Source organism: Streptomyces sp. JN8 (genome assembly GCF_055808075.1).
On the sequence record NZ_CM147852.1, the window covers coordinates 6,108,246 to 6,130,242 of the forward strand.

15 protein-coding genes and 1 pseudogene are annotated in these 21,997 nt (G+C 74.0%); 9 read left to right on the forward strand and 7 right to left on the reverse strand.

From position 1 onward, the window contains the following. Positions 1-7: 7 nt before the first annotated feature. Positions 8-865 carry a DsbA family protein gene (locus ACY0MR_RS26930; protein WP_473555838.1) on the forward strand — a complete coding sequence of 286 codons (858 nt, stop codon included), beginning with the start codon at positions 8-10 and terminating at the stop codon, positions 863-865. Between the two features lie 88 nt (positions 866-953). Next, positions 954-1,949 (forward strand): prolipoprotein diacylglyceryl transferase, encoded by a 996-nt coding sequence (gene lgt, locus ACY0MR_RS26935; RefSeq protein ID WP_473555840.1) that lies wholly within the window; start codon positions 954-956, stop codon positions 1,947-1,949. 73 nt (positions 1,950-2,022) lie between these two features. On the opposite strand, the gene ACY0MR_RS26940 is transcribed toward lgt, so the two are convergent. From ACY0MR_RS26940 to ACY0MR_RS26970, 7 genes are read right to left on the reverse strand one after another with little or no spacing between them, the layout of a single operon-like run. Next, a complete protein-coding gene (locus tag ACY0MR_RS26940) occupies positions 2,023-2,877 on the reverse strand; it encodes an HpcH/HpaI aldolase/citrate lyase family protein (RefSeq protein ID WP_388802365.1) in 855 nt (284 codons plus the stop codon). Next, the gene (locus tag ACY0MR_RS26945) at positions 2,874-4,115 is read right to left on the reverse strand and encodes a CaiB/BaiF CoA transferase family protein (protein WP_473555842.1); all 1,242 of its coding nucleotides are present in this window, start codon (positions 4,113-4,115) and stop codon (positions 2,874-2,876) included. The genes ACY0MR_RS26940 and ACY0MR_RS26945 overlap by 4 nt, the downstream gene beginning before the upstream one ends. Beyond that, positions 4,112-5,050 (reverse strand): ribokinase, encoded by a 939-nt coding sequence (gene rbsK, locus ACY0MR_RS26950; protein WP_361862721.1) that lies wholly within the window; start codon positions 5,048-5,050, stop codon positions 4,112-4,114. Before rbsK ends, ACY0MR_RS26945 begins: the two co-directional genes overlap by 4 nt. Next, a complete protein-coding gene (locus tag ACY0MR_RS26955) occupies positions 5,047-6,585 on the reverse strand; it encodes an ADP-ribosylglycohydrolase family protein (RefSeq protein ID WP_473555845.1) in 1,539 nt (512 codons plus the stop codon). The genes rbsK and ACY0MR_RS26955 overlap by 4 nt, the downstream gene beginning before the upstream one ends. Further along, on the reverse strand, positions 6,582-7,760 hold the full coding sequence (locus tag ACY0MR_RS26960) for an ADP-ribosylglycohydrolase family protein (protein WP_361863442.1): 1,179 nt from the start codon (positions 7,758-7,760) through the stop codon (positions 6,582-6,584). Before ACY0MR_RS26960 ends, ACY0MR_RS26955 begins: the two co-directional genes overlap by 4 nt. Beyond that, positions 7,717-9,207, reverse strand: coding sequence for an ADP-ribosylglycohydrolase family protein (locus ACY0MR_RS26965; RefSeq protein WP_404079913.1), 1,491 nt, complete (start codon positions 9,205-9,207; stop codon positions 7,717-7,719). The genes ACY0MR_RS26960 and ACY0MR_RS26965 overlap by 44 nt, the downstream gene beginning before the upstream one ends. After that, positions 9,207-10,202 (reverse strand): ADP-ribosylglycohydrolase family protein, encoded by a 996-nt coding sequence (locus tag ACY0MR_RS26970; RefSeq protein ID WP_361859525.1) that lies wholly within the window; start codon positions 10,200-10,202, stop codon positions 9,207-9,209. The genes ACY0MR_RS26965 and ACY0MR_RS26970 overlap by 1 nt, the downstream gene beginning before the upstream one ends. 254 nt (positions 10,203-10,456) lie before the next feature. Here ACY0MR_RS26970 and ACY0MR_RS26975 point away from each other — a divergent pair, with 254 nt between their 5' ends. The 7 genes and pseudogenes from ACY0MR_RS26975 (at position 10,457) to ACY0MR_RS27005 (ending at position 21,994) form a co-directional block, all read left to right on the forward strand. Then, positions 10,457-11,185 carry a VIT1/CCC1 transporter family protein gene (locus ACY0MR_RS26975; RefSeq protein WP_361859522.1) on the forward strand — a complete coding sequence of 243 codons (729 nt, stop codon included), beginning with the start codon at positions 10,457-10,459 and terminating at the stop codon, positions 11,183-11,185. 631 nt (positions 11,186-11,816) lie between these two features. After that, positions 11,817-16,382 (forward strand): glutamate synthase large subunit, encoded by a 4,566-nt coding sequence (gene gltB / locus ACY0MR_RS26980; RefSeq protein ID WP_404079911.1) that lies wholly within the window; start codon positions 11,817-11,819, stop codon positions 16,380-16,382. Beyond that, on the forward strand, positions 16,375-17,835 hold the full coding sequence (locus ACY0MR_RS26985) for a glutamate synthase subunit beta (RefSeq protein ID WP_361859516.1): 1,461 nt from the start codon (positions 16,375-16,377) through the stop codon (positions 17,833-17,835). The genes gltB and ACY0MR_RS26985 overlap by 8 nt, the downstream gene beginning before the upstream one ends. 276 nt (positions 17,836-18,111) lie before the next feature. Beyond that, positions 18,112-18,528 (forward strand): annotated as a pseudogene (locus tag ACY0MR_RS26990) (VOC family protein); the annotation flags it as partial. 79 nt (positions 18,529-18,607) lie between these two features. Continuing rightward, entirely contained in the window at positions 18,608-19,237 is a 630-nt protein-coding gene (locus tag ACY0MR_RS26995; RefSeq protein ID WP_361863374.1) for a TetR/AcrR family transcriptional regulator, read from the forward strand. Between the two features lie 298 nt (positions 19,238-19,535). Then, complete coding sequence (locus ACY0MR_RS27000; protein ID WP_392863007.1) at positions 19,536-21,239, forward strand: DEAD/DEAH box helicase; 1,704 nt, start codon at positions 19,536-19,538, stop codon at positions 21,237-21,239. A gap of 326 nt (positions 21,240-21,565) precedes the next feature. Beyond that, positions 21,566-21,994 (forward strand): guanyl-specific ribonuclease, encoded by a 429-nt coding sequence (locus ACY0MR_RS27005; RefSeq protein ID WP_473555851.1) that lies wholly within the window; start codon positions 21,566-21,568, stop codon positions 21,992-21,994. The last annotated feature ends 3 nt before the right edge of the window (positions 21,995-21,997 follow it).

Here is a 21,997-nt window from a genome sequence, read left to right on the forward strand (position 1 = left end):
CCGAGGCGTGAGCCAGAAGAACAGCGGTGACGGTAATCGGAGTGCGCGGGAGCGCCTGCAGCAGCAGCGCGAGCGCGAGAAGACCCGCGAGAAGCAGCGGCGGGTCCTGATCGTCTCGGCGGCGGTGGTCGGTGTCCTCGGACTCGCCGCGGTCGTCGGGGTGATCGCCGCGGGCGGCGACAAGGACAGCGCGTCCGACAACGCGGGCCGGGTGGTCGTGCCGGCGGGGGCGACCGACGAGGACGGCAAGCCCGCCGTCCCCACCGGAAAGTCGGACGCCCCCTCGACGCTCGCGATCTGGGAGGACTTCCGCTGCCCGGCGTGCGCCCAGTTCGAGAACGCGTTCCGGGACACCATCCACGAGCTGGAGGCCGCCGGCGCGATCAGGACCGAGTACCACCTCGCCACCCTGATCGACGGGAACATGGGCGGCAGCGGCTCCCTGCGCGCGGCGAACGCCGCCGCGTGCGCCCAGGACGCGGGGAAGTTCACCGCGTACCACGACACGCTCTACATCAACCAGCCGCAGGAGACCGACGACGCCTTCGGGGACAACGCCAAGCTCATCGAGCTGGCGGCCAAGGTGCCGGGCCTCGACACGCCCGCCTTCCGCAGCTGTGTGAACGACGGCACGCACGACACCTGGGTGGCCAAGTCGAACGAGGCCTTCCGGAACGGCGGCTTCGGCGGCACGCCGTCCGTCCTGCTCAACGGAGAATCGGTCTTCCCGCAGAAGGGGAGCGAGCAGATCTCCCCGGACAACCTGAAGAAGTGGGTCGCCGAGGCCAACAAGGGCAAGAAGCCCGGCACGGCCGCCCCGACGAGTGCCCCGGCGCCCTCCCCGGGCTCCCCCTCGGCGGGCTGAGCCACCGCCCCGGGACCGGGTTAGTTACCCATACGTTGCCGGGCGGGCTGCCGTCCCGCCCGCCCGGCAGGGTAGCGTCGGTCCTGCCATGGACCTTGCCTACATTCCCAGCCCGTCGACCGGCGTGATCAACCTCGGACCGATCCCGCTGCGCGGCTATGCCTTCTGCATCATCATCGGTGTCTTCGTCGCCGTCTGGTACGGCAACAAGCGCTGGATCGCCCGGGGCGGCACCGCCGGCACCGTGGCCGACATCGCCGTCTGGGCGGTGCCCTTCGGCCTCGTCGGCGGACGCCTGTACCACGTGATCACCGACTACCAGCTGTACTTCAGCGAGGGTGAGAACTGGGTCGACGCCTTCAAGATCTGGGAGGGCGGCCTCGGCATCTGGGGCGCCATCGCGCTCGGCGCGGTGGGCGCCTGGATCGGCTGCCGCCGCCGGGGCATCCCGCTCCCGGCCTACGCCGACGCCATCGCCCCCGGAATCGCCTTCGCCCAGGCCATCGGCCGCTGGGGCAACTGGTTCAACCAGGAGCTGTACGGCAAGCCGACCGACCTGCCCTGGGCCCTGAAGATCACCGAGAGCGCGAACCGCGAGGCCGGGCTGTACCACCCGACCTTCCTGTACGAGTCGCTCTGGTGCGTCGGCGTCGCCTTCCTCGTCATCTGGGCCGACCGCCGCTTCAAGCTCGGCCACGGCCGTGCCTTCGCGCTGTACGTCGCCGCGTACTGCGTGGGCCGTGCCTGGATCGAGTACATGCGCGTCGACGAGGCCCACCACATCCTCGGCCTCCGGCTGAACGTCTGGACCGCCATCGGCGTCTTCCTGCTCGCCGTGGTCTACATGGTGGTCTCGGCCCGGGTCCGCCCCGGCCGTGAGGAGATCGTGGAGCCCAAGGCCGCGAAGGAGGCCGCCGACAAGGCCGCCCTGAAGGCCGACGGCGAGGACGCGGACGTCGCCGAGGCCGACGCCGAGGACGCCGTCACGGACGGCCTCCCGGACGACAGGAAGGACGCCGACGTCTCCGACGGGGACGCGGCGCACGACGCCGACAACGGCGCCGGGTCGGCCGCCAAGGGCTGACCAGCCCCTCAGCCGGTCGAAGGGCCGCCGGGACCCCGAGGTCCCGGCGGCCCTTTCGCATGCCCGGCCGACGTCAGGCGGTCCGGGCCGCGAGGGCGAGGACCCGGTGGGCGCCCGCCACCACCGCCGCGTCCACGAAGCGGCCGTCCGGGAGGGCCAGGGCACCCGGCTCGGGCCCGGCGGCCTCCACCACCTCCCGCGCCGCGTCCACCTCCTCGGGGGTCGGGAGGTAGGCGCGCTCGATGACCGGGAGCTGGCGCGGATGGATGGCCGCCCGGCCGAAGAAGCCCATGGCCCGGCCCCGGGCGCAGCCCGCCGCCAGCGCCTCCAGGTCGCCGACGTCGGGGTGCACGGACTGGGCCGGCGGCGGCAGGGCGGCCGCGCGGGCCGCGACCACCACCCGGCCGCGCGACCAGTCCAGGCCGCGGTCCTCCCGTACGCCCAGGTCGGCGCGGAGGTCGGCCTCGCCGAGCGCGATGCCGCGGACGGCGGGGTGCGCGGTGGCGATGGCGTACGCGTGCTCCACGGCCAGGGCGTTCTCCAGGAGCGGGTACAGCGGGAGGCCCGGCGCGAGATCGACCAGCCGGAGGATGTCGGCGGCGTGGGTCACCTTGGGGACGCGGAGACCGTGCAGCCCGGGGAGGAGGGCGAGGGTGGGGATGTCCCGCGGGGTGTGCACGCGGACGTGCACCGGGACGGGCAGCGGGTCCGCGAGCAGTTCGGCCGTCGCCTCCAGGGCGTACGCCTTGCGGTGCGGGGCGACCGCGTCCTCCAGGTCGACGATGACCACGTCGGCGCCGGAGACCAGGGCCTTGCGGACCACGTCGGGGCGGTCGCCGGGGGCGTACAGCCAGGTGAGGGCGGGCGTGCCGGGCCGGTTGCGGGGCGTGCCGCCCGGTCGGGGCGGGGTCTCGCTCGTGCTGTTCATACCGCTCCCTGCTCGCGGAGGCTGTCGATCTCGGCGGGGCTGAGGCCGAGTTCGGAGAGGACGTCGGCGGTGTCGGCCCCGTGGGGGCGGCCGGCCCAGCGGATGGCACCGGGCGTCTCGGAGAGCCGGAAGAGGACGTTCTGCATCCTGATCGGACCGAGCTCGGGATCCGGCACCTCGGTGACGGTGCCGAGGGCCCGGTACTGGGGATCGTCCACGACGTCCCGGACGTCGTAGACCGGGGCGATCGCCGCCTCCGCCTTCTCGAACGCGTTCATCGCCTCCTCCCGGGTCCGGCGGGCGATCCACGAGCCCACCGCCTCGTCCAGGACGTCCGCGTGCGCGGCGCGCCCGGTGCCGTCGGCGAACCACGGCTCGTCGATCAGCTCCGGGCGGCCGACCAGGGTCATGACGCGCTCGGCGATCGACTGGGCGGAGGTGGAGACGGCGACCCAGGAGCCGTCGGCGGTGCGGTAGGTGTTGCGGGGGGCGTTGTTGCGGGAGCGGTTGCCCGTGCGGGGCTGGACGTAGCCGAGCTGGTCGTACCAGAGGGGATGGGGACCGACGACGGCGAGCATCGGTTCGATGATCGCCATGTCGACGACCTGGCCGCGCCCGGTCGCGGTCCTCGCGGTGAGCGCGGTCATCACCGCGAGCGCCGTGGCCAGGGCGGCGATCGAGTCGGCCAGGCCGAACGGGGGCAGGGTCGGCGGGCCGTCCGGCTCGCCGGTGAGGGCGGCGAAGCCGCTCATCGCCTCGGCGAGGGTGCCGAAGCCGGGGCGGTGGGCGTACGGGCCGAACTGGCCGAAGCCGGTGACCCGGGCGAGGACCAGGCGCGGGTTGACGGTGGACAGCTCCTCCCAGCCGAGGCCCCAGCGTTCCAGGGTGCCGGGGCGGAAGTTCTCCACGATCACGTCGGCGTCCGCGGCGAGCGCGAGGAGGGTGTCGCGGCCGCCGGGGGAGCCGAGATCGAGGGTGATCGCCCGCTTGTTGCGGCCGAGGACCTTCCACCAGAGGCCGACGCCGTCCTTGGCGGGGCCGTGACCGCGGGACGGGTCGGGCTTGCGGGGGTGCTCGACCTTGACGACGTCGGCGCCGAAGTCGCCGAGCATCGTCGCGGCGAGCGGGCCGGCGAAGAGGGTCGCGAGGTCCAGGACGCGCAGGCCGTGGAGGGGCGGCCGGGGTGCCGTGGCGTCGGGCGGGTGCGGGGCGGCCGGGGCGTGCGGTGCGGGGTTCATACGGGGTCGGACTCCTTTCCGGTCGTGCCCGTCTCCTCGGCGGAGGAGCCGAAGGCGGCGTCGATCTCGGTGCGGTAGGGCATCGACGTCGACGCGCCCTCGCGCTGGACGGAGAGCGCGGCCGCGGTCCCCGCCCAGGCGAGCGCCTCGGGGGCCGGGCGGCCCTCGGCGAGCGCGACGACCAGGGCGCCGACGAAGGTGTCGCCGGCGGCGGTGGTGTCCACGGCCCGGACGCGGGGCGCGGGCACCGCGACCGGGTCGGCGCCGCGGACGGCGTACAGGCTGCCGGCGGCTCCGAGGGTGACGACGACCTCGGGGACGTCGCGGAGCAGGGCGAGCGCGGCCTCGCGGGGGTCGTCGAGGCCGGTGAGCGCCGCCGCCTCGTGCTCGTTGGGCACCAGCAGGTCGACGGAGGCGAGCAGTTCGGGCGGGAGGGGCTGGGCGGGGGCGGGGGTGAGGACGGTGCGGACGCCCAGGCGGCGGGCGGTGGCGGCGCCCTCCACGACGACGGAGAGGGGGAGTTCGAGCTGGAGGAGCAGGGCGTCGGCGGTGCCGATGAGGGCCTCGTCGCCGTGGTCGAGCGAGGTGACGGTGCCGTTCGCCCCGGGGATGACGACGATCGCGTTGCCTCCCTCGTCGTCGACGACGATGTGCGCGGTGCCGGAGGCGCCCTCGGCGGTGCGCAGGAGGTCGGTGTCGACCGAGCAGTGTTCGAGGGCGGCCCGCAGCCGGGGGCCGAAGTCGTCGGCGCCGACCGCGCCGATCATCGACACCTCGGCTCCGGCGCGGGCGGCGGCGACGGCCTGGTTGGCGCCCTTGCCGCCGGGGATCGTGCGGAAGGAGCGGCCGGTGACGGTCTCGCCGAGGGCCGGGGCCCTCGGGACGTAGGCGACGAGGTCCATGTTGGTGCTGCCGAGTACGACGATGCTGGTCATGGGCGTACTGCCTCCAGGTGGGTCAGTTCGGCCAGGGTGTCGAAACCGATGCCGTCGAAGGACGGGACGGAGGTCGCGAGCCGGTTCTTGAGGGGGGCGGTCCAGTGCTCGGGGAGCCGGTCGGGGTGGCCGGCGAGCAGCCCGGCGACCGAACCGGCGGTGGCGCCGTTGGAGTCGGTGTCCCAGCCGCCGGAGACCGCCGCGCCGATGGAGCGGGTGAAGTCGCCGTCGGCGTGGGTGAGGGCCGCGGCGAGCAGAGCGGCGTTCGGGACGGCATGCACCCAGTGGTACCCGCCGAGTTCGGTGTGCAGGCGGTCGACGACGGCGTCGAAGTCGCGGGTGTCGCGGGCGAGGGCGATCCCGCGGCGGACCGCGCGGGCGAGGCGGGAGCGCGGGGGGATCACGGCGAGGCCCCCGGCGAGCGAGCGGTGCACGTCGGCGGTGCCGGTGGCGGCGGTGGCGAGGGTGGCGGCGACGAACATGGCGCCGTAGACGCCGTTGGCGGTGTGGGTGAGGGCCGCGTCCCGGTAGGCCTGCTCGGCGGCGGCGGCCGGGTCGCCGGGCCTGGTCCAGCCGTGGACGTCGGCCCGGATCTGGGCGCCGATCCACTCGCGGAACGGATTGCGGCGCAGGGCGGTCAGCGGAGGTTCGATCCCGTCGAGGAGGTTGCGGTAGGCCACCCGCTCGGCCGTGAAGGTGCGGCCGGCGGGGAGTTCGTCGAGCCAGAGGCGGGCGACGTCGGCGGTGGTGAAGCCGCGGCCGTGGCGCCGGAGCAGCAGCAGGTTGAGGAGCGGGTAGTTGAGGTCGTCGTCCTCCGGCATCCCGTCGATGTTCTCGGCGAGCGAGGTGGGGGCGGAGCGGCGGTTCCAGGGGTGGGCGGCGAGCAGGTCGGGCGGGACGCCGCGGGCGGTGTACCAGGTGGAGAGGGGCCAGTTGCCGGTGGCGCGGGCGAGGGCGCGGACGGCGTGGAGGGGGAGCTTCTCGACGGGCTTGCCGAGGAGGCAGCCGGCGGCACGGCCGAGCCAGGCGGCGTGGAGGCGGTCGCGGAGGGCGGTGTCCCCGTCCGCGGCGGTGGGGGTCCGGCCGGTCGGGTGGGCCGGGGGAGGGGTGGTGCGGGGGGTGGCCTCGTCCGCGTCCGCGGCGGTGGGGGTCCGGCCGGTCGGGTGGGCCCGGGGAGGGGTGGTGCGGGGGGTGGCCTCGTCCGCGTCCGCGGGGGCGGGGGTCCGGCCGGTCGGGTGGGCCGGGAAAGAGGTGCTGCGGGGGGCGGTCAGGGCGCGGATTCCGGGGAGGGAGGTCGGCTCGGCGGCGGACAGGGGGGAGGGGAGGGCGGCCAGCGCGTCCATCAGCTCCTCCGCCAGGGCGCGGAGGCCGGGGCGGGACGTCCCGGAGGCGCCGGCCGACTCCGGGGCGGGCGGTCCGCCCGCCTCCGTCCAGCGGGCGGCGACGGCGCGCGCGTCCCGGCCGTCCTCCGCCGCCTGGCGGAGTTCGTGGCCCAGCAGGTCCTCCGGCTGGACCCAGGTCAGGCGGAGGTTCACCGCTCGGCCGCGCCCGTCAGCATCGCGAACGCCCGCTCGTGGGCGCGGCGCCGCTCCCCGTCCCGGGCGAAGATCTCCCGGGCCACCTCGGTCAGCGCCCGCGCCGGGGCGTGCAGGTCCAGGCGGCTCGCCTCCGCCACCCGCTTCGCCCAGTCCGCCGGCACCGCCTGCTCCCCGTGCAGGGCGCCCACGATCGCGCCCGCCATGGTGGCGATCGAGTCGCAGTCGCGGCCGTAGTTGACGGAGCCCAGGACGGTCCGGCGGAAGTCGCCCTCCCCGACCAGGAGCATGCCGAGGGCGATCGGGAGTTCCTCGATCGCGTGGAGGCGGGAGGGGCGGCGGGCGCCGAGGGACGGGGCGCGGTAGTCGGGGCCCACCGAGTCGAAGGGGGCCACCGCCCGGCGGAGCGGGACGAGCGCCGACTCGAAGTCCCGGTGGCCTTCGGCGACTTCCGCCACCGCCTCGATGGCCGCCCGCGTCCCGTCCTTCGCCAGCGACAGGGCCGTGTCGACCACCGACGCCGGCGTCGCGCCCGGGACGCAGGCCGCCGCCACGGCGGCCGCGAACACCCCCGCCGCCTCGCGGCCGTACGAGGACTGGTGCGCGCCCGCGATGTCGAGGGCCTCGGCGTAGGCGGCCTCCGGGTGGGCGGCGTTGACGAGTCCGACCGGCGCCATGTACATCGCGGCACCGCAGTTGACGATGTTGCCGCTGCCCGCCTCGCGCGGGTCCACGTGCCCGTAGTGGAGTCGGGCCACCAGCCACTTCTCGGCGAGGAAGATCCGCTGGAGGGGGAGGGCCTCCGCCTCCAGCTCCGGGATCCAGACGGGGGCGCCCATCAGTTCGGGGACGAGGTGGTCCGCGACGGCGTACGCGTCCAGGTGGTCGCGGACCCGCTCGTACACGCGGATCAGGGCGTGGGTCATCAAGGTGTCGTCGGTGACGTGTCCGTCGCCCTTGTGGTACGGGGCGATGGGGCGGGCGGTGCGCCACGCCTCGCCGTTCCACGGGCCGACGATCCCGGCGACACGACCGCCGTGGCGCTCCGTGATCTGCTCGGGGGTGTAGCCCTCGACGGGGCCGCCGAGGGCGTCGCCGACGGCGGCTCCGAGGAGACCGCCGGTGATCCGGTCATCCAGTGCGGGCGTCGGCACGAGGGGCGTTGTGGGTGTCATGCCGGGATTGTCCACCCGGGACGGGTCGTTCCGTGGCTGCGAGCAGTCCGGCGAGTTCGACCAGGTCCGTTCCCGCGAGCCGGGGCAGCGCGCAGCCCGCGAGGGTCCGGCACGCCTCGCGCCAGGTCGTCGGCACCGAACGGCCCCCGCCCAGCGCCCCGGTGAGCGCTCCGGCCAGGGCCGGCGCGGAGTCGGCCACCCGGGACAGGCAGGCGGCGGCCGGCACCGCGGCCGTCATCGCGCCCCGGGCGGCGGTGGCGAGGGCGAGCGCCACCGGGACGGTCTCGGCCGCGGCGATGCCGTAGCTGTAGACGTGGTCCACGATCTGGTGCTCGAGGAGCGGGACCAGTTCGAAGGCCGAGCCGGCGGTCCGGGCGAGCTGCACCGCGTACCGGGCGTTGCGGCCGATCTCGGTGACGGGCGGCAGTTCGTCGAGGGCCGCCTCGACGGCTTCGTCGACCGTCGCTCCGCCGAGGGCCGCCGCGACGGCGGCCGCCGTCGCGCGGGCGCCGTGGACGCCGTCGCCGTCCTGCGTGTACCGGGCGTCGAACTCGGCGAGTTCGGCCGCCGCGCGGGGGTCGCCGGGGTGGACGACGGCCAGGACGGCGGCCCGGACGCAGGCCGCGTCGTCGAAGAAGTGCGGGTTGTCGTGGCCGGTGGCCGGCGGGCGGAGCCCCGTCGCGAGGTTGCCGAGGCCCGCGCGGACGGAGATCCGGGCGCGGAGCGGGAGCACCGCGGACTCGACCTCGGGGGCCCGTGCCGCCGCGGCGGCGACCTGGCCGGCCAGGTCGTTCCAGGCGAGGTCGACCGCGGCGCGCAGACGGCGCTCCCCCGGGAGCGCGGTGAAGGGCGGGCCTCCGGCGGCGAGGATGGCCTCCGCGGTGAAGACCGCCCATTCGGCGTCGTCGGACGGGCCGAGCCGGAGGGGCTCGGGGGGCTGGTTGAGGGCGATGGGGACGGGAAGCGTGGTCGTGGCGTTCTGCTCGGCGAAGGTGTCGAGCTCGCGGGTGAGGCGACGGGTCCACTCCGGCATGCGGGCGGCCCGGTGCCGGGCGGCGGGCCATCCGGCGGCGTCGCCCGCCGCGAGGCCGAGGAGGAGGCCCTCCACGGCCTCGCGCGGCGGCCTGGGGGGCGTCTCGGGCCGTCCGGTCTCGAGAGTGCCGCCCCGGGAACCCGTGCCGTGGGGCGGGGCGGGGTCCGGCGCCCCGGCGTCGGGCAGCGGGGGCGCCGTCAGCTCCTGGTGGGCGCCGAGCGGGGGACCGGTGTCCGGCGACGGGCGCCGGGCCCACCCTCTCCCGGGCTCCGTCCGGGGGTGCCCCCGCAGCCCCGCGGAACGATGGTCCGCGGCGGCGGGGGCGTCGCCCGCGGCGGTGGGGGCGAGGCCCACGGCGGCGGGCGTGCCGCCCGAGGTCGCCGCGGCCGTGGTCGTCGTCGCGTCGTCGCTCATCAGGATTCCCCCTCCGGGGTCAGAAGGTCGGCCACGTCCAGGACGTGGTAGCCGCGCATCGAGGGCAGGCAGCTGCCCGTGACGGGGGTGATGGCCGAGGCCCACTCCTCGGGGATCGACCGCAGTCCGCCGGCCGCTCCGGCCAGCGCGCCCGCGACCGCCGCCGTGGTGTCGGCGTCGCGGCCCATGTTGACGGCCGTCAGGACCGCCGTACGGAAGTCCCCGCGGGCCGCGGCGAAGGCGCCGAACGCCAGTCCCACCGCCTCCGGCGCCAGGTCCGTCCACGGGTAGCCGCCGATGACGACCGCCGAGCGGACCTGGCGCTCGCGGGTGAGCGGATCCGGCTGGACGCGCTGGGCGGCGACCACCGCGCGCCGCATCGACCGCGCCGTCCACGAGTCCATCGGCACCGCCGAGAGGGCCGCCGCGATCACCGAGGTGACTCCGGCTCCCGCCATCGCCGCCGCGACCCCCGCCGCGACCGCCTGGCCGCCGTAGATGCCCTCGCCGTCGTGGCTGACGCTGCCGTCGATCGCGACCAGCCGGGCCGCCTCGGCGGGCCTGCCCGCCGCGAAGACCCCGAAGGGTGCCGCCCGCATGGCGAGGCCGTCGCTCCAGGCGTGCCGGTGCTGTGCGGAGATCGGGGCGGCCAGGCCCCTGCGGAGGTTCTCCAGGGTGCCCCGCTCCGAGAAGCCCGCGCCGCGGAACGGGCCCTCGTCGAGGTCGGCGATCCAGTGGTGCCAGGCCCGCTCGACGTGCTGGACGGTGAGGGCCGAGCCGTGCCGGGCGAGCAGCAGCGCGGAGAAGATGGCGTACTCGGTGTCGTCCGTGCCCGCCGGACGGTCCGTCACGAAGCCCTCGATCCGGCCCCAGCGGCGGCGGATCTCGGAAGGGCGCATGTTCTCGGCGGGCGCGCCGAGCGCGTCGCCGACGGCGAGGCCGAGGAGCGCCCCCCTCGCCCGTTCGCGCGTATCGCATGCCGTGGTGGTCACCATGTCCGTGGCCCCTTCCTCGATGGGGGCGCACGACGGGCGCCCCGATGCCTGGATCTGTGCCACGGAGGGCCGCGAACGCGACGAAGAAACGTCTCTGTCACCCGCCTGACACCACGCCAGAACCCGGTTCACGCAGCAAGGCACCCCTTAGTAAGTACGGCCTGCCTTGCTGGCGAGCCCCTTACATCGCGCGTATTTTCGAGGGTGTTGGGAGCGGCGGGAGCAGCCCGGCCCGCCGGAACGAGGGGAGAGTCATGTCCATCATCGAAGCGCAGGCGCCACTGCACGAGGCCCACCGCGACAACCACACGCACCGTGACGTGAACGGCGGTTGGCTGCGTCCGGCGGTGTTCGGCGCGATGGACGGACTCGTCTCGAACCTCGCCCTCATGACCGGTGTCGCGGGCGGCGCGGTCTCCTCCCAGACGGTCGTCATCACCGGCCTCGCCGGTCTCGCGGCCGGCGCCTTCTCCATGGCGGCCGGCGAGTACACCTCCGTCGCCTCGCAGCGCGAGCTCGTCCAGGCGGAACTGGAGGTCGAACGTCGCCAGTTGCGCAAGCACCCCGTCGACGAGATGGAGGAGCTCGCCGCGCTCTACGTCTCCCGGGGCGTCGAGCCGGCACTCGCCCGCGAGGTCGCGATGCAGCTGTCGAAGGACCCCGAGCAGGCGCTGGAGATCCACGCCCGCGAGGAGCTCGGCATCGACCCGGACGACCTGCCGTCGCCGACGGTGGCCGCGGTCTCCTCCTTCGGCTCCTTCGCGCTCGGCGCGCTGCTGCCCGTGCTGCCCTACCTGCTCGGGGCGACCGCGCTCTGGCCGGCCGTGCTGCTCGCGCTCCTCGGACTCTTCGCCTGCGGTGCGCTCGTAGCCCGGGTGACCGCCCGCGGCTGGCTCTTCAGCGGACTGCGCCAGCTCTTCCTCGGTGGAGCGGCGGCGGCCGTCACCTACGGTCTCGGCATGCTCCTCGGGGCCGCCCTGTAGGAGGCCCCGAGGAGGGCCGCGGGTCGCACCGCGGCCTTCCGGCCCGCGTGGCCGGGAACGGACGCCGGGAAGCGGCGCCGCGCACCCCGCACGGGGTGTCCGCGCTCCCCGTGCGGGGGTACGGATTCCGCACTCCGGAAACAGGCCGAGAGGGCCCGAAAGGGACCTCTCGGCCTTTTCGGTGCGTCAAAGCGGGAGATGCCGGGCGAATCGGCTGTGACGTATATCCCTGGCCCGATGCGCCACGGCGATGAGACACTATGCAGGACGCCACATATGTAGCCGGTTACTCGGCGGTTTCGAACCCGTGACCAACGGGAATGAGGCATGAGCGTCGCTGGGCAACGAAGCCCACACAGTGACGGGTCGCCGACGACCCGGAGATCCTCCGGACCGTCCCGGTCCGTCCCCGCGAGACAGGCCTCTGACCTCGCAGACCACAGGTGATCCGACACCACCGCTCCGTACCGGTGGTGTCCGCATGTTGGAATGCGCTATCCACTTCGCGAGAAGCCAGCCATCATGTAACCTGCACGAAATTTCCGCGGAGGGCCAACGTCGTCCCTCGGCAGCAGCTCCCCCAGACGTGGTCTGGGAGGTGCCCCCAGCCACGACGACGACGGGAGAGCCGATGCGTTCCGACGCCTGGTCGCCCATGGACGGTCGCCCTGCTCCGCAGGGGATGTACGACCCCCGTAACGAACACGACGCCTGCGGTGTCGGGTTCGTGGCCACCCTCACCGGTGTAGCCAGCCACGCACTGGTCGAGCAGGCGCTGACCGTACTGCGCAACCTCGAGCACCGCGGCGCCACCGGCTCCGAGCCCGACTCCGGTGACGGCGCCGGCATCCTGCTCCAGGTCCCGGACGCCTTCCTCCGCGAGGTCGCCGGCTTCCCGCTCCCCGAGACCGGCGCGTACGCCGTCGGCATCGCCTTCCTCCCCGAGGACGGCACCGAGGACACCGCCGCGAAGATCGAGACGATCGCCGCCGAAGAGGGCCTGAACGTCCTCGGCTGGCGCGAGGTCCCCGTCGCCCCCGAGCTGCTCGGCGCCTCCGCCCGCTCCACCATGCCGGTCTTCCGCCAGCTCTTCGTCGCCGACGCGGCCGCCGAGGCCACCGGCATCGCGCTCGACCGCAAGGCCTTCGTCCTGCGCAAGCGCGCCGAGCGCGAGGCGGCGACGTACTTCCCGTCGCTCTCCGCCCGCACCCTCGTCTACAAGGGCATGCTGACCACCGGCCAGCTGGAACCCTTCTTCCCGGACCTCTCGGACCGCCGCTGCGCCACCGCCGTGGCCCTGGTCCACTCCCGGTTCTCCACCAACACCTTCCCGAGCTGGCCGCTGGCCCACCCGTACCGCTTCGTCGCCCACAACGGTGAGATCAACACCGTCAAGGGCAACCGGAACTGGATGACCGCCCGCGAGGCCCAGCTGGAGTCCACCGCCTTCGGTGAGGGCCCGCTGGACCGGATCTTCCCGATCTGCACCCCGGACGCCTCCGACTCCGCCTCCTTCGACGAGGTCCTGGAGCTGCTCCACCTCGGCGGCCGCTCCCTGCCCCACGCGGTCCTGATGATGGTCCCGGAGGCGTGGGAGAACCACGAGACGATGGACCCGGCCCGCCGCGCCTTCTACCAGTACCACTCCACGATGATGGAGCCCTGGGACGGCCCGGCCTGCGTCACCTTCACCGACGGCGTCCAGGTCGGCGCGGTCCTCGACCGCAACGGTCTCCGCCCCGGCCGCTACTGGGTCACCGACGAGGGCCTCGTCGTCCTCTCCTCCGAGGTCGGCGTCCTCGACATCGACCCCGCCAGGGTCGTCCGCAAGGGCCGCCTCCAGCCCGGCAAGATGTTCCTCGTCGACACCGCCGAGCACCGCATCGTCGAGGACGACGAGATCAAGGCCGCCCTCGCCGCCGAGAACCCCTACGAGGAGTGGCTGGAGACCGGGGAGATCGAGCTCTCCGACCTCCCCGAGCGCGAGCACATCGTGCACACCCACGCCTCGGTCACCCGCCGCCAGCAGACCTTCGGCTACACCGAGGAAGAACTCCGCGTCATCCTCGCCCCGATGGCCCGCACCGCCGGCGAGCCCCTCGGCTCCATGGGCACCGACTCGCCGATCGCGGCCCTGTCCGCCCGGCCGCGGCTGCTCTTCGACTACTTCACCCAGCTGTTCGCGCAGGTCACCAACCCGCCGCTGGACGCCATCCGCGAAGAGCTCGTGACCTCGCTCCGCTCCTCGCTCGGCCCCGGCAGCAACCTGCTGGAGCCCACCGCCTCCACGTGTCGCAGCGTCACCCTGCCCTTCCCGGTGATCGACAACGACGAGCTGGCCAAGCTCATCCACATCAACGCCGACGGCGACATGCCCGGCATGAAGGCCGCGACCCTCTCCGGCCTCTACCGCGTCTCCGGCGGCGGCGACGCCCTCGCCGCCCGCCTCGACGCCATCTGCGCCGAGGCCGACACCGCCATCGAGGGCGGCGCCCGCCTCATCGTGCTCTCCGACCGGCACTCCGACGCCGAGCACGCGCCGATCCCCTCGCTGCTGCTCACCGCGGCCGTCCACCACCACCTCATCCGCACCAAGCAGCGCACCAAGGTGGGCCTGCTGGTCGAGGCCGGCGACGTCCGCGAGGTCCACCACGTCGCCCTGCTCATCGGCTACGGCGCCGCCGCGGTCAACCCGTACCTCGCCATGGAGTCCGTCGAGGACCTCGTCCGCGCCGGCACCTTCATCGAGGGCCTGGAGGCCGAGCAGGCCATCCGGAACCTGATCTACGCCCTCGGCAAGGGCGTCCTCAAGGTCATGTCCAAGATGGGCATCTCCACCGTCGCCTCCTACCGCGGCGCCCAGGTCTTCGAGGCCGTCGGCCTCGACGAGGCCTTCGTCGCCACGTACTTCAACGGCACGGCCACCAAGATCGGCGGCGCCGGCCTCGACGTCGTCGCCAAGGAGGTCGCCGCCCGCCACGCCAAGGCGTACCCCGTCTCCGGCGTCGCCTCGGCCCACCGTGCCCTGGAGATCGGCGGTGAGTACCAGTGGCGCCGCGAGGGCGAGCCGCACCTGTTCGACCCGGAGACCGTCTTCCGCCTGCAGCACGCCACGCGCACCAAGCGGTACGACATCTTCAAGCAGTACACGGACCGGGTGAACGAGCAGTCCGAGCGCCTCATGACGCTCCGCGGCCTGTTCGGCCTCTCCTCCGACCGCCCCGCCGTCCCGGTGGACGAGGTCGAGCCCGTCTCCGAGATCGTCAAGCGCTTCTCCACCGGCGCCATGTCGTACGGCTCGATCTCCCGCGAGGCCCACGAGACCCTCGCCGTCGCCATGAACCGGCTGGGCGCCAAGTCCAACACCGGTGAGGGCGGCGAGGACCCGGACCGCCTGTACGACCCGGTGCGCCGCTCCGCGATCAAGCAGGTCGCCTCCGGCCGCTTCGGCGTCACCAGCGAGTACCTGGTCAACGCCGACGACATCCAGATCAAGATGGCCCAGGGCGCCAAGCCCGGCGAGGGCGGCCAGCTGCCCGGCCACAAGGTCTACCCGTGGGTCGCCAAGACGCGTCACTCGACGCCCGGCGTCGGCCTCATCTCGCCGCCGCCGCACCACGACATCTACTCCATCGAGGATCTGGCCCAGCTGATCCACGACCTCAAGAACGCCAACCCGGTCGCCCGCATCCACGTGAAGCTGGTCTCCGAGGTCGGCGTCGGCACGGTCGCCGCCGGTGTCTCCAAGGCCCACGCGGACGTCGTCCTCATCTCCGGCCACGACGGCGGCACGGGCGCCTCGCCGCTCACCTCGCTCAAGCACGCGGGCGGCCCCTGGGAGCTCGGCCTCGCCGAGACCCAGCAGACGCTGCTGCTCAACGGCCTGCGCGACCGGATCGTCGTCCAGACCGACGGCCAGCTCAAGACCGGCCGCGACGTCGTCATCGCCGCGCTGCTCGGCGCCGAGGAGTTCGGTTTCGCGACCGCGCCGCTCGTCGTCTCCGGCTGCGTCATGATGCGCGTCTGCCACCTGGACACCTGCCCGGTCGGCATCGCCACCCAGAACCCGGTCCTGCGCGACCGCTTCTCCGGCAAGCCCGAGTTCGTCGTCAACTTCTTCGAGTTCATCGCCGAGGAGGTCCGCGAGCTCCTCGCCGAGCTGGGCTTCCGCAGCATCGAGGAGGCCGTCGGCCACGCCGAGCTGCTCGACACCAGCCGCGCCGTCACCCACTGGAAGGCGCAGGGCCTGGACCTGGAGCCGCTCTTCTACGTGCCGGAGCTGCCCGAGGGCGCGGTCCGCCACGCCCGGATCGAGCAGGACCACGGCCTGGAGAAGGCCCTCGACAACGAGCTGATCCAGCTCGCCGCCGAGGCCCTGAACGCCGCCTCCGCCGAGGAGGCCCAGCCGGTCCGCGCCCAGGTCGCCATCCGCAACATCAACCGCACGGTCGGCACCATGCTCGGCCACCAGGTCACGAAGCGCTTCGGCGGCGCCGGCCTCCCGGCCGACACCGTCGACATCACCTTCACCGGCTCCGCGGGCCAGTCGTTCGGCGCGTTCCTGCCGAGCGGTGTCACCCTCCGCCTGGAGGGCGACGCCAACGACTACGTCGGCAAGGGCCTCTCCGGCGGCCGCGTGATCGTCCGCCCCGACCGGGGCGCCGACCACCTGGCGGAGTACTCCACGATCGCGGGCAACACGATCGGCTACGGCGCCACCGGCGGCGAGCTGTTCCTCCGCGGCCGCACCGGCGAGCGCTTCTGCGTCCGCAACTCCGGCGCCCTGGTCGTCTCGGAGGGCGTGGGCGACCACGGCTGCGAGTACATGACCGGTGGCACGGCGGTCGTCCTCGGCGAGACCGGACGCAACTTCGCGGCCGGCATGTCGGGCGGTGTCGCCTACGTCGTCGACCTGGACCGGGACAACGTCAACTCCGGCAACCTGGGCGCGATCGAGAGCCTGTCGGACACCGACAAGGCGTGGCTGCACGACGTCGTGCGCCGTCACCACGAGGAGACCGGCTCCACCGTCGCCGAGAAGCTCCTCGCCGACTGGACCGTGAACGCGGACCGGTTCAGCAAGATCATCCCCACCACGTACAAGGCAGTGCTCGCCGCCAAGGACGCCGCTGAGCTCGCCGGTCTCTCCGAGGCCGAGACCACCGAGAAGATGATGGAGGCGGCGACCCATGGCTGACCCCAAGGGCTTCCTGACCACCGGTCGCGAGGTCGCGCAGACCCGCCCCGTGGGCGAGCGCGTCAGGGACTGGAACGAGGTCTACGTCCCCGGCTCCCTGCTGCCGATCATCAGCAAGCAGGCCGGCCGCTGCATGGACTGCGGCATCCCGTTCTGCCACAACGGCTGCCCCCTCGGGAACCTGATCCCCGAGTGGAACGACTACGCCTACCGCGAGGACTGGGCGGCGGCGTCGGAGCGGCTGCACGCCACCAACAACTTCCCGGAGTTCACCGGCCGCCTGTGCCCGGCTCCGTGCGAGTCGGCCTGCGTGCTCGGCATCAACCAGCCGGCCGTGACCATCAAGAACGTCGAAGTCTCCATCATCGACAAGGCGTGGGACGCCAACGACGTCACGCCGCAGGTGCCCGAGCGCCTGTCCGGCAAGACCGCCGCCGTCATCGGCTCGGGCCCGGCGGGTCTCGCCGCCGCCCAGCAGCTGACCCGGGCCGGCCACACCGTGGTCGTGTACGAGCGCGCCGACCGCATCGGCGGCCTGCTGCGCTACGGCATCCCCGAGTTCAAGATGGAGAAGCGGCACATCAACCGCCGCATCGAGCAGATGCGCGCGGAGGGCACCAAGTTCCGCACCGGCATCGAGATCGGGCGCGACCTGACCTCGACGGACCTGCGCAAGCGGTTCGACGCCGTGGTCATCGCCGCCGGCGCCACCACCGCCCGCGACCTGCCCGTCCCGGGCCGGGAGCTGAACGGCATCCACCAGGCCATGGAGTACCTGCCGCTGGCCAACAAGGTGGTCGAGGGCGACTTCGTGTCCCCGCCGATCACCGCCGAGGGCAAGCACGTCGTCGTCATCGGCGGCGGCGACACCGGTGCCGACTGCGTCGGCACGGCCCACCGCCAGGGCGCGGCCTCGGTCACGCAGCTGGAGATCATGCCCAGGCCGGGCGAGGAGCGGAACGCCGGGCAGCCCTGGCCGACCTTCCCCATGCTGTACAAGGTCACCTCCGCGCACGAGGAGGGCGGCGAGCGGGTCTACTCCGTCTCCACCACCCACTTCGAGGGCGACGAGGACGGCAACGTCCAGTCCCTCCACCTCATCGAGGTCGAGTTCGTCGACGGCAAGCTGACGCAGAAGCCGGGCACGGAGCGCACGATTCCCGCCCAGCTGGTCACGCTCGCGATGGGCTTCACCGGCACGGACGTGGAGAACGGCCTGGTCGCCCAGTTCGGTCTGGACCTCGACGCACGGGGTAACATCGCCCGAGACGCGGACTTCGCCACCAACGTCGATGGCGTGTACGTCGCCGGCGACGCCGGCCGCGGTCAGTCGCTCATCGTCTGGGCCATCGCCGAGGGCCGCTCGGCCGCCCGGGGCGTGGACCGCTACCTGACCGGAGCCAGCTCCCTGCCGGCCCCGATCCGTCCGACGGACCGTTCGCTGATGGTCTGATCCGACCGGATCACCCCGAGAACGTCCCGTACAACGACGTGCGGAACTGAGCACGGCGCCCCCCGAATGTCCCCGACCGGACGACTGGGCGGGCGCCGTGGCGCGTCCGGACGCGGGCCGCGCCGGGCGGGGACGTCTTTCAGCCAGATCCTCCGGGAGGCGGGGGAGCCGCCACGGTGGCGGGGCGTCGTCCCGCCGGGGCGAACCCGCCACGCCGGGTCGGGCGGCTGGGAATCCGATGGCCCGCCGTCGGGGCCGTGGGCCATCATGACGCGCATGACTTCCCTGGTACGCCACGTGACCATCGACTGCGCCGACGCCTACGCCCTCGCCACCTTCTGGGCGAAGGTCCTGGACTCCAAGGTCTCCGACGAGGACAGTCCGGGCGACGAGGAGGCGCTCGTCGAGACGCCCGGGGCCGGGCTGCTCTTCATCCAGGTGCCCGAGGCCAAGGGCGTCAAGAACCGGATCCACCTCGACCTCCAGCCGCAGGACCGCACCCGTGACGAGGAGGTCGAGCGGCTCCTCGGTCTCGGCGCGACCCTCCTCGACGACCGCCGGAACCCGGACGGCACGGGCTGGGCGACCCTGGGCGACCCGGAGGGCAACGAGTTCTGCGTCGAGCGCAGCGCGGCCGAGCGGGCCGCCTCCGCCTCGACCGTCACCCCCACGGCCTCGACCGTCGCCTCCGCCTGAGGGCGCCCCGCCCCGCGCCGTGACGGCGGGGGCGGTCGCCGTCCGCGGCCGGCGTCCGTGGCGCCAGAATGGACGCGTGCCGAACACTCCCCAGAGCCCCAGCAAGAAGAAGACCACGGTGAGCGGCGGCCCCGAGCGGCGCCGTGAACTCCTCGACACGGCGGCCGAGGTGTTCGCCGCCCAGGGGTACAACGCCACCACCGTCCGCAAGATCGCGGACGCCGCCGGCATGCTCGCCGGCAGCCTCTACTACCACTTCGACTCCAAGGAGTCGATGCTCGACGAGATCCTCTCCACCTTCCTCGACGAACTCTGGCAGGGCTACGACGCCGTCCTCGACGCCCGGCTCGGCCCCCGCGAGACCATCGAGGCCCTCGTCACCGAGTCCTTCCGCGAGATCGACCGGCACCGCGCCGCCGTCGCCATCTACCAGAAGGAGTCCCGGCACCTCACCGACCAGCCCCGCTTCCACTACCTGACCGACTCGCAGCGCCGCTTCGAGAAGGCCTGGCTCGGCACCCTGGAGCGCGGGGTCGCCGACGGCGTGTTCCGGGCCGACCTGGACGTCCGCCTGACCTACCGGTTCGTCCGCGACACCGTCTGGGTCGCCGCGTCCTGGTACCGGCCCGGCGGGCAGCACAGCCCCGAGGAGATCGCCCGCCAGTACCTGTCCATGGTCCTGGACGGCATCGCCGTACGCCGCTGACGGCGCACGCCGCCGGGCTCGGGCACCCGCCGGAGGCCCGCCGCGGCCGCCCGCCCGCTGTGAGGTCGCCCACGTCGCACCCCGCTGGGCAGGTCTGATCCGTCCGGGCATCGGTCGGGAGGGGCGGGAAGGTTCCGGAGCGCACTATTGTTCCGGTAGAGACGTCCGGGGTGCGTTCCACGCGTTCCCGGAGAAACAGCCGGGGCCCGTATCGCGTGTTCCGGGTAGAGCAGCCGGGGCCCGCACCGCGCAGGTGCGGGCCCCCGCTGTGCCGCGAGCACCGGCCAGAAAGGCACGCATGACCCGCTCCGAACGCCCCCACAAGCGCAGCCCCCGCACCGCCCAGGCGAAGTCCACGTCACAGCCGAAGGGCTCCCGCGGAGGCCGCCGGCCGTCCGCGCCCCCGCCGCCCAGCGAGTTCACGCCGCCGGAGACGGTGACGCCCGCACTGCCCGCGGTGGCCGCCTTCGCCGACCTCGACATGCCCGAGGGCCTGCTGCGGACCCTGGGTGAGCAGGGCGTCACGGAGCCGTTCCCGATCCAGGCCGCGACCCTCCCGAACTCGCTGGCCGGCCGCGACGTGCTCGGCCGGGGCCGCACCGGCTCCGGCAAGACCCTCGCCTTCGGACTCGCGATCCTGGCCCGTACGGCCGGCCGCCGCGCCGAGCCGGGCGCGCCGCTCGCGCTCGTCCTGGTGCCCACGCGCGAGCTCGCGCAGCAGGTGACCGACGCGCTCACCCCGTACGCCGGGGCGCTGCGGCTCCGTATCACCACCGTCGTCGGCGGCATGTCGATCAGCCGGCAGTCGTCCGCGCTGCGGCGCGGCGCCGAGATCCTCATCGCCACCCCCGGCCGCCTCCACGACCTCATCGACCGCGGGGACTGCCGCCTCGACCAGGTTGCCGTCACCGTCCTCGACGAGGCCGACCAGATGGCCGACATGGGCTTCCTGCCCCAGGTCACCAAGCTGCTGAAGCAGGTCGAGCCGGGCGGGCAGCGCCTGCTGTTCTCGGCCACCCTCGACCGGAACGTCGACCGGCTGGTCAAGATGTTCCTCGACGACCCGGTCGTCCACTCCGTCGACCCGTCGGCCGGCGCGGTCACGACGATGGAGCACCACGTCCTGTACGTGATGGACGAGACCGACAAGAAGGCCGTCACGCTGAAGATCGCGGCCCGCGACGGCCGCACGATCCTCTTCCTGGACACCAAGCGGTCGGTGGACCGGCTGGTCAAGCGGCTCCTCGCGAACGGCGTACGGGCCTCCGGCCTGCACGGCGGCCGTTCGCAGCCGCAGCGCAACCGGACCCTGGACCAGTTCAAGAGCGGCCAGGTCACCACCCTCGTCGCCACGAACGTGGCAGCGCGCGGCATCCACGTCGACGACCTCGACATGGTCGTCAACGTCGATCCGCCGATGGACCACAAGGACTACCTGCACCGCGGCGGCCGCACCGCCCGCGCCGGCGAGTCCGGCAGCGTCTTCACCCTGGTGCTGCCCGAGCAGAAGCGCGACATGGGACGGCTGATGTCGCACGCGGGCATCAGTCCCCGCACGGCGCAGATCAAGTCCAGCGACGAGCAGCTCGCCGAGCTGACCGGCGCGCGGGAGCCCTCGGGCGTCCCCGTCGTCATCGAGACCCCGCAGCCGACCCCGCCGCGCAAGCCGGCCGGCTCCGGGACCGGCACGGGCCGCTCCGGTGGCCGACGGCGCCGTCCCGCCCCGGCCGGCGGGACGGCCGCCGCGGGCACGGCCTCGGGCCGCGCCACGGGCTCCGCGGGCCGTACGTCGGGCTCCGCGGGCCGCACCGCCGGTTCCGCCGCCGCCTCGGGCCGCGCGTCCGGCGGCGGCCGGGGCGCCGGTTCCGGCACGGGCGGCGGCCGCGGTGCCGCCGCGGGCGCCGGAGCCGGGCGCGGCGGGCGCCAGGCCGCGGGCACCGGCCGCGCGCGCGGCGCCGGCGGCGGTTCGCGGAGCTCCCGGCCGAGGCCGTCCGACGCGTAGCGGAACCCGCTCCCGTACGGGGAGCACAGCTGCTCCGGGGAGGTGCCGGGAACTCCGCCCGCACCTCCCGGAGCGGCACGGTCCAGGGCCGGGCTCCTCCGGGAGCCCGGCCCTTCTCCGTCGCCCTCCCGCCCCGTCGGCGCGTCGCAGCGGGCGCGGAGGGGCACGCCCGAGCCGCCGCCCCGGGCCGGGGCCCGTTCCCCCTCCGGCCCCCGCGCACTCCCGCGCACACGGGATCCCCACGTTCGCGACCGAGGCGTCAACATCCGGCGAATTGAAGGGAATCGGCCTTCCCGGCCGGTTCTACGCGCGTCAAGATCTCAGCCATGCGAATCCCCCCTCGATTCACCCTCGCCGGCGGCGCGGCCGCCGCCCTCCTCTCCTCCCTCCTCCTCGGCGCCCCGGCCACCGCCGTCGCCCCGGCCCCCGCGCCCGCCCTCGTCGCGACCTCGTTCGCGGCTCCCGCGGCCGTCGGGGAGATCTGCTCCTCCGCCCTCCCGGCCGAGGCGCACACGACCCTCCGGCTGATCGAGGAGGGCGGTCCGTTCCCGTACAGCCAGGACGGCTCCGTCTTCCAGAACCGGGAGGGCGTCCTGCCGTCCCGCACGACCGGCTACTACCACGAGTACACGGTCGAGACGCCGGGTTCCCCCACCCGCGGCGCCCGCCGGATCGTCACCGGCGACGCGATCCGGGAGGACTACTACACGTCCGACCACTACGCGTCCTTCGACCTGGTCGACCACGACTGCTGAGGC